This is a genomic window from Streptomyces sp. NPDC032472, assembly GCF_040636955.1.
In the GTDB taxonomy this organism is placed as follows: domain Bacteria; phylum Actinomycetota; class Actinomycetes; order Streptomycetales; family Streptomycetaceae; genus Streptomyces.
In genome coordinates, this window is the sequence record NZ_JBEZVK010000030.1 from 84,600 (window position 1) to 92,571 (window position 7,972).

Below are 7,972 nucleotides of genomic sequence, written 5' to 3' on the forward strand. Positions count from 1 at the left end.
TCCGCCGTTCCCCCGTCCCCACGGGGTCCGACGGGCCGATGTCCCGGCCCGGGCCGCTCTCCCGGGCGTGGGGCGCCGCTCAGCGCCCCAGCATCGCACCCACGGACGACGCCTGTGCCGCCACCTGGTCGAATCCTCCGAAGAGGAAGAGCAGGAGGGCGGCCAGGGGGAGCACCATGGCCGCGGCCACCAGCGGGTGGCGCGTACCGGACTCGTGGGCGTGGAACGCGAAGGCCTTGCGTCCGTGCCGTGCCGTGTCCGCCATGGTCCTCTCCCCTGTCGTCTGACTGCGGCGGGCGGTGTGACCTCGGGGGACGAGTGCCGGTGCCCGCCGCATGCCCTCAACACTAGGCGCGCGGACGGGGCCCGGGATCCTGCCCTCGTACCCTTTGGCAGGCCTCCGCGAGGATGACGGGCGCGCCCCCGCGTACTCCCCTGGGTGGAGACCCCTCCCCCGTTGTGGGGGTCATCCCGGGGGTCTTCCCGGAGGGGATGACCGGAGGGGATGACCGGAGGGTAGTGAGTTCGCTCACTTCTGTCACTCCCCGCGCATGCGTGTCGGCGGACGGGGTACAGGGGCGGCGGCCCGGCTCGTGCGCCCCGCGTACGCACCCGCCGTCCGCCCCGCGCTCGGGCCGCGACCCGGCTCCGGCGCTCCAATCCCCTTGGCCCGTGGGCCGTTTGGCCGTACGGAGGGACGGTCCCGCGGCGGCGTCAGGACCAGCTGATGAACCCTCAAGTGGGTTGTGGCGCACTGACAATCGATTGCCGCGGAGAGGGCGCGGCCTCTGAGCGCTCGTGGCGGATGGTCCGTAAGCTGTGCCACGTCAACAGGACGACCGGTCAGCGGGGTGGACATGGCGATGATGCGGCTCCGACGCGAGGACCCGCGTGTCGTCGGCTCGTTCAGGCTGCACCGGCGGCTCGGCGCCGGCGGCATGGGCGTGGTCTACCTGGGCTCCGACCGGCGCGGGCAGCGCGTGGCGCTCAAGGTGATCCGGCCGGACCTGGCCGAGGACCAGGAGTTCCGCTCCCGCTTCGCGCGCGAGGTGTCCGCCGCCCGGCGGATCCGCGGGGGGTGCACGGCGCGCCTGGTCGCCGCCGACCTGGAGGCCGAGCGGCCCTGGTTCGCCACCCAGTACGTGCCCGGCCCGTCGCTGCACGACAAGGTCGCCGAGGAGGGCCCCCTCACCGCCGCGCAGATCGCCGCGATCGGGGCGGCGCTGTCGGAGGGGCTGGTCGCCGTGCACGAGGCCGGGGTCGTCCACCGGGACCTGAAGCCGTCGAACATCCTGCTGTCGCCCAAGGGGCCCCGGATCATCGACTTCGGCATCGCCTGGGCCACCGGCGCCAGCACCCTCACCCATGTGGGTACGGCCGTCGGCTCCCCCGGCTTCCTCGCGCCGGAGCAGGTCCGCGGGGCGATCGTCACCCCGGCCACCGACGTGTTCGCGCTCGGTGCCACCCTCGCCTACGCGGCGACCGCCGACTCGCCCTTCGGGCACGGCAGTTCCGAGGTCATGCTCTACCGGGTGGTCCACGAGGAGCCGCACCTGGTCGGCGTACCGGACGCACTCGCGCCGCTCGTACAGGCCTGCCTGGCCAAGGATCCCGAGGAGCGGCCCAGCACGCTGCAGCTGTCGATGCGGCTGAAGGAGATCGCGGCCCGCGAGGCGCAGGGCCTGTCCGACGGGCGGCCGCCTGCGCAGCGGGCCCGCGCCGAGCGGCCGACCGGGCGGCTGGCCCAGCCGTACCCCGAGCAGCGCACGGAGCGCCGTACGGGCGGCACGCCCGCGCCCCAGCCGGCGGGCCGGGGCGCCGGGCAGGGCCCGCACAGCGGCCCGCACTCGCGGCCGTCGTCGCCGCGCCACCCGGGCGGACCGTCCTCGCGGCCGACCGCGGGGCGCTCGGGGGGCCCGGGGGGCCGCCCGGCTCCCCGGACGACGGGCGCGGGGCGGCGGCCGTCGAGGCCGGACCCGCGGCTGATGCGGCAGCGGCTGATCGTGTTCGTGGTGGTCACGCTGATCGTGGCGCTGGGGATCGCGGCGGCGCAGAAGCTTTGAGGGCTCCGGGGCTCTGGGTGGCTCCGGGGGCTGTGGCAGGGCCGGCCGGTGGGGATGGGGGGACGGCTCCGGCCGCTTCCGGCCGCCTCTACGCCGGGCGCGTCGCGTAGAACGCCACCGCCGAGGCGGCGGCCACGTTCAGCGAGTCGATGCCCTCGGCCATCGGGATGCGCACCCATTCGTCGGCCGCCCGCAAGGCGTGCGTGGACAGGCCGTGCCCCTCGGAGCCCAGCATGATCGCGCAGCGCTCGAAGCGCTCCGGCGGGATCTGGTCCAGCGGCGTGGCCTTGGCGCTGGGCGTCATGGCCAGGATGCGGTAGCCCGCCTCCCGCACCTTCTCCAGGTCGGCCGGCCAGTGCTCCAGGCGGGCGTACGGCACCGAGAATACGGAGCCCATCGAGACCTTGATGGCGCGCCGGTAGAGGGGGTCGGCGCAGTCCGGGGACAGCAGTATCGCGCTGATCCCGAGCGCGGCGGCGCTGCGGAACGCGGCCCCGAGGTTGGCGTGGTCGACGAACCCCTCGAAGATCGCGATACGGTGCCCGGCGCCCTTCCCGGCACTCTCCCCGGCGCCCGCCCCCGCCAGGACCTCGACAGCCGTGGGCAGCGGCTTGCGCTGCATCGAGGCGAGGGCCCCGCGGTGTACGTGGTAGCCGGTGACGCGCTCGGCGAGCTCCGGGCTGACGGCGTACACCGGGGCCGGGAGCTCGTCGATCACGTCGCGCATGACGTCGACCCACTTGGCGGACAGCAGCATCGAGCGCATCTCGAACCCGGCGTCCTTGGCCCGGCGGATGACCTTCTCGCCCTCGGCGATGAACAGGCCCTCCTCGGGTTCGCGGCGGCGCCGCAGCTCCACGTCGGTCAGGCCGGTGTAGTCGCGCAGGCGCGGGTCGTCGGGGTCTTCGACGGTGATGAGATCAGCCACAGGGTGATACTGCCTTGTCCTGGGTGTGGTGCCAACGTCCCTGGCGGGCGCCGGTCGTTCAGTGGGAAGGGGTGCCGCCGGCGACCCGTACGACCTCGCCGATGACGATGACCGCAGGCGGCCGGACGTCCTCGGCACGCACCCGCTCGCCGACGGTGGCGAGGGTGGCGTCGACCCGGCGCTGGGTGGCGGTGGTGCCCTCCTGAACCACCGCGACCGGGGTGTCGGCGGGGCGGCCGTGGCGGACCAGGGCCTCCGCGATCAGGCCGATCTTGTCGACGCCCATGAGGATGACGAGGGTGCCGGTGAGCTTGGCGAGCGAAGCCCAGTCCACGAGGGACCGCGGGTCGTCGGGGCCGACGTGACCGCTGACCACGGTGAACTCGTGGGCCACGCCCCGGTGCGTGACCGGGATGCCGACGGCCGCGGGCACCGAGATGGAGCTGGAGATGCCCGGCACGACGGTGCAGGGGATCCCCTCGGCGGCCAGCGCCTGGAGCTCCTCCATGCCACGGCCGAAGACGTACGGGTCGCCGCCCTTGAGCCGGACCACGGCCTTGCCGGCCTTGGCGTGCTCGATCAGGGCGTTGTTGATGGCCTCCTGGGCCATGTAGCGGCCGTACGGGATCTTCGCCGCGTCGATGACCTCGACGTGCGGCGGGAGTTCGTCGAGCAGGTCGCGGGGGCCGAGCCGGTCGGCGATGACCACGTCGGCCTCGGCGAGCAGGCGGCGGCCGCGAACGGTGATCAGGTCGGGGTCGCCGGGCCCGCCGCCGACGAGGGCGACGCCGGGGGTGTGCGGGCGGGCGGCGGTGAGCGAGCCGTCGCGCAGCCCCTCGACGACCGCGTCCCGTACGGCGGCGGAGCGGCGCGGGTCGTTGCCGCTGAGCACGGCCACGGTGACGCCCTCCACGCGGCCGGTGGCCGGGGTCCAGGCGGTGGCGGCCTCGGCGTCGTCGGCGCGCACGCACCACACCCGCTTGGCATCGGCCTCGGCGGAGGCACGGTCGTTGGCCTCCCGGTCCCGGGTGGCGATCAGCGCGTACCAGGCGCCGTCGAGGTCGCCGTCCTGGTAGCGGCGGCGCTCCCAGCGGATCTCGCCGGTCTCGGCCATGGCGTCCACGGAGGGCGTGGCGGACGGGGAGATCAGGAGGACGTCGGCGCCGGCCGCGACGAGGGCGGGCAGGCGGCGCTGGGCGACCTGGCCGCCGCCGATGACGACGACGCGGCGGCCGGCGAGGCGGAGACCTACGGGGTAGGCGGGGTGTGCCGGGTGTGCCATGGCGGTGCGGCTCCTGGTGCGGCGTGGTGTGTACGGCGGGCCGCTGCTGCGCTGGAGCGGCAAGACGGACCGTGCGGGCGCCCGTCCGGCACCACGATACGACCCATCGCCGCTGGTGGTGCCTGCGGGGTGGGGCGGTGAGGAAGGTTTTACGTGGGCTTGCGGGGCGGCACTTTCACCCCCTCGAGCCGCCGGGGGCGGGCCCGCGGCTGCCCACCCGCCGCCCCGGGGGTCCGGAGCCAGAAGGACGGGAGGACGGGATCCACTCACCCCGCATCAGAGTAGGTATGGGGGGCTTCCCGTCAGTCTCATCGTCCTTCCGCGTCGGGCCGGCCTGTCAAGAGCGCTCCCTGCGGTCGCGTCGCTGCGCGATGGCCTTCGGCCACTCTTGACAGGCCGTCCCGCCACGGAAAAACGAAGACTGCCGGGAAACCCCCAAAAGAACGGCACGGTCCAACGTCACAGGAGCGGCCCCATCAGAGATGCGCGGCGAGTCGGGCCCGGCAGACCGGGCATCCGGCCCAGCGCCCAGACCAGCCCCGCAGCACCCTTGGCGCGCCAGATCGCTACGCGCTCCCCTGGTCTCGGCGTCCGACGACCGTCTGGGGCTGATACCCGCACCAAATGCCAACCAGAGCACCGCCCGAGGACAGTCAGGCGCATGAGATCGCTACGCGCTCCTGTCATCTCGGCGTCTGCAGTCCGTCTGGGGCTGGCCCGGACGTCGCCGGCTGCGAAAGTGCCTACCACGTCACGCCGGGCTGACTGTTCTTCCTCCCGGCGGAAGACGGCAGCCAGTGGCCCAGTCACGCGGTCGAGCCCAGGTGATCCGCTTACCGCCATGGACGTGGGCGGTCCAAATCCTGGGTATCGGCGCCGAGTCCGGGGGCTAGGGTGCCCGTATGACGATTCGGGCTGTGGTTTTCGACGTGGGCGAGTGCCTGGTGGACGAGACGCGGGAGTACGGCACCTGGGCCGACTGGCTCGGTGTACCGCGACACACCTTTGCCGCGATGTTCGGCGCCGTCATCGCGCAGGGTCGCGACTACCGCGCGACATTTCAGGTCTTCCGGCCTGGCTTCGACCTGGACGAGCAGCGCGAGGCCCGTGCAGCTGCGGGGCAGCCCGAGCATTTCGACGAGGGCGACCTGTACGCGGACGTTCGCCCCGCCCTGGCGCAGCTGCGGGCCGACGGCCTGTGGCTGGGCATCGCCGGCAATCAGACCGTTCGCGCCGGGGGGATCCTGCGCGACCTCTTCTCCTCGGACGTCGATCTGATCGGCACCTCGGACGACTGGGGCGCCAGCAAGCCCGACCCCGAGTTCTTCGTCCGTGTCGCGAAGGTCGTGCCCTTTGCTCCGGAGGAGATCCTCTATGTGGGCGACCGGGTCGACAATGATCTGCGCCCAGCGGTCGCCGCAGGCATGCATAGCGCCCTGATTCGACGCGGGCCGTGGGCCACCATCCAGTGGCAGTCGGCTGAGGCCGTGGAACTGCCGACTTTCAGGATCAACAGCCTCCTGGAGCTCCCCGGTCGGATCGCCGGGTTCAACGGGTCAGCGCGCTGAGGGTTGCCGCCCAGCCGTACAGGCGGTCGTCGAGGTCGCGTACGCACTCCTCGTGCTGCCACTCGGTGAGTGCCCGCCGCGCCTCGCGGACCCTCTCCACGCCGGTCGCATACCAGTGCGTTTCGAGCTGTTCGAGAGCGCGCACGGCGAAGGCGCAGGCAGCCTCGGGTGCCCCGGCCGCAGCCTCGACCGCAGCCAGGTCGGCGAGGATCACGGTGCGCTGTTTGTCCGCGTCGGCGGGAAGAGCGTGCAGCACGTTCAGGAGGGTCTCCCGGGCCTGCGGAAGGTGCCCGGCGATGAGCTGAGTGTTCCCCTTGAACGCGGCCAGCCGGACCGCGCTGAACCAGTCCATCCATTCCGGCGAGGCGTGCTCCGACCCACCGGCCAGGACATCCTCGCCGTGGGCGATCAGGTTCAGTGCCGTGCGGGTTCGTCCGCAACGTGTCTCGCACTCCGCCTCGACGGCGTCCAGCCACGCCAGGAATTCGGCGGAGGCCGGCCCCCGGCGGGCGTAGGTCCGGGCCATCACCATCCGCTCGGCAGCACCGTCACGATCGCCGCCCCATCCCGGCACGAAGGCCATATGGGCCAGGACCGCAGCGCCGAGGAGCGAATCATCTGCCTCTCCGGCGGCTTGGAGGGCGCGGAGCCATGTCTCACCGGCCTGCTGGGGCTCGCGCAGGTCGAAGAACTCGATGCGGCCTGCCAAGAGGAAGGATTCCGCCAGCGCCCCGGCGAGAGCCTGCCGTGTGGCACCCGCCGTGGCCGGGAGCAGGGCTTCACCGAGCACGGCGTGAGCACTGACTGCAGGGTGCAGCACGGTCGGAGCCACCGACCAGTACAGCCGCCGGTGCGCTCGGGTTACGGCCAGATAGTCGGCGGACGCACTGCTCGGCTGCATCGTCGCGGAATTCTGCACGGACGCCCTCAGGTGGGGAATCCGCGCACGACGACTCGTCAGCGTCCGATCGTGCCCAACCGGCGGGGTGAACCCCAGAGCCTCGATGTCCTGCCCGAGCAATTCGGTCAGCGCCTGCTGCGCTCCGACGTAGGGCCACGGCGGCGTGTCGGATTCCCACCTCCTGACCTGACGCACGTCGATGGAGACCCCTCGTTCGGCGAGGGCCTCGACGAGAGCCTGCTGCGAGACGTAACCGGCAGCCATACGGGCGGCCTTGAACCGGACGTTCCCAGGCGACCTTGCCACACTCAACCTCCGTACGCTGCCGGGTAGATGACCACTGTCCCAGCAAGTCCTCCACAGCGCCACCTCCTCCCCCAACGGGCCAAATAAGGTCCCTAAATAGGCATCAGAAGGCCACAGGAAAGTCCTCGATTCAGGCCTTCCTCAGGGCGACTCTGCATATCCCAGCAGGAACACCGCTGGGGGATCCCGCCCGCTGACCACGGCAGGAAGCGACCCATGACCGACCACACCATCCATACCGGCGGCGAACTCGCACCGGACTCACCCTGGCTCCCACTGGAATCCACCCCCACACCCAGCCAGGCCCTTCTCAACCGTGCCCGCCGCGGGTGGGAGCGCTTCCTAGACTCCCTCGAGGAGGCGCCGCATGAATGAGCGGTACGAATACGTGCCGCACCGTCTCCTCCGGCGCCGCGTGCGGGATATCGCTTCCGGTGCCGAGGGCGAGCTGATGGCCGTGATCAACGAGAACGTCTCGCACTCCCCCGCTCACCAGCGCTGGGTGGAACTGGCCTACATCCGCGGCGCCTCCGGCCGAGAGTTCACGACCGCCGTCGAGAACGTCGCGCCCGCTTATGACCGGCCCCAGACGGCCGCCGGACGCCGGGACCTGGGCAGCGCGTAGCGATCTGGTGCGCCTGATTGTCCTCGGGCGGTGCTCTGGTTGGCATTTGGTGCGGGTATCGGCCCCAGACGGTCGTCGGACGCCAAGACGTGAGGAGCGCGTGGCGATCTGGTGCGCTTGGGTGGTCTGGTCGTGCTTTGGTGCAGGGCTCCCTTGCCCCGGATCGGCCGGGTGCTGGGCCGGATGCCCGGGCTGCCGGGCCCGGTCCCGGCGCGCATCTCTGATGCGCCGTCCCTTTGACCTTGGACCGTGCCGTTCTTTTGGGGGTTTCCCGGCAGTCTTCGTTTTTCCGTGGCGGG

General features: G+C 72.2%; 7 protein-coding genes. 3 read left to right on the forward strand and 4 right to left on the reverse strand.

Annotation, left to right across the window (positions count from 1 at the left end):
- Positions 1-79: 79 nt before the first annotated feature.
- Positions 80-265, reverse strand: coding sequence for a hypothetical protein (locus tag AB0F11_RS21535; protein ID WP_361919750.1), 186 nt, complete (start codon positions 263-265; stop codon positions 80-82).
- Positions 266-857: 592 nt separating this feature from the next.
- On the opposite strand from AB0F11_RS21535, the gene AB0F11_RS21540 reads away from it, so the two are divergent.
- Entirely contained in the window at positions 858-2,063 is a 1,206-nt protein-coding gene (locus tag AB0F11_RS21540) for a serine/threonine-protein kinase (RefSeq protein ID WP_362176010.1), read from the forward strand.
- A gap of 88 nt (positions 2,064-2,151) precedes the next feature.
- Here AB0F11_RS21540 and AB0F11_RS21545 read toward each other — a convergent pair whose 3' ends face one another.
- Both AB0F11_RS21545 and cobA read right to left on the reverse strand, forming a co-directional pair.
- The gene (locus tag AB0F11_RS21545) at positions 2,152-2,991 is read right to left on the reverse strand and encodes an RNA methyltransferase (RefSeq protein ID WP_362176013.1); all 840 of its coding nucleotides are present in this window, start codon (positions 2,989-2,991) and stop codon (positions 2,152-2,154) included.
- Positions 2,992-3,049: 58 nt separating this feature from the next.
- Positions 3,050-4,273 carry a uroporphyrinogen-III C-methyltransferase gene (cobA, locus tag AB0F11_RS21550; protein WP_362176016.1) on the reverse strand — a complete coding sequence of 408 codons (1,224 nt, stop codon included), beginning with the start codon at positions 4,271-4,273 and terminating at the stop codon, positions 3,050-3,052.
- Positions 4,274-5,175: 902 nt separating this feature from the next.
- On the opposite strand from cobA, the gene AB0F11_RS21555 reads away from it, so the two are divergent.
- A complete protein-coding gene (locus AB0F11_RS21555) occupies positions 5,176-5,841 on the forward strand; it encodes an HAD family hydrolase (RefSeq protein WP_362176019.1) in 666 nt (221 codons plus the stop codon).
- On the opposite strand, the gene AB0F11_RS21560 is transcribed toward AB0F11_RS21555, so the two are convergent.
- A complete protein-coding gene (locus tag AB0F11_RS21560; protein ID WP_362176022.1) occupies positions 5,822-7,006 on the reverse strand; it encodes a transcriptional regulator in 1,185 nt (394 codons plus the stop codon). The two genes, AB0F11_RS21555 and AB0F11_RS21560, sit on opposite strands and share 20 nt — an antisense overlap.
- Positions 7,007-7,415: 409 nt before the next feature.
- Between AB0F11_RS21560 and AB0F11_RS21565 the strand changes: the two genes are divergently transcribed.
- Positions 7,416-7,673: a hypothetical protein gene (locus AB0F11_RS21565; RefSeq protein ID WP_362176024.1), complete on the forward strand. Its 258-nt coding sequence runs from the start codon at positions 7,416-7,418 to the stop codon at positions 7,671-7,673.
- The last annotated feature ends 299 nt before the right edge of the window (positions 7,674-7,972 follow it).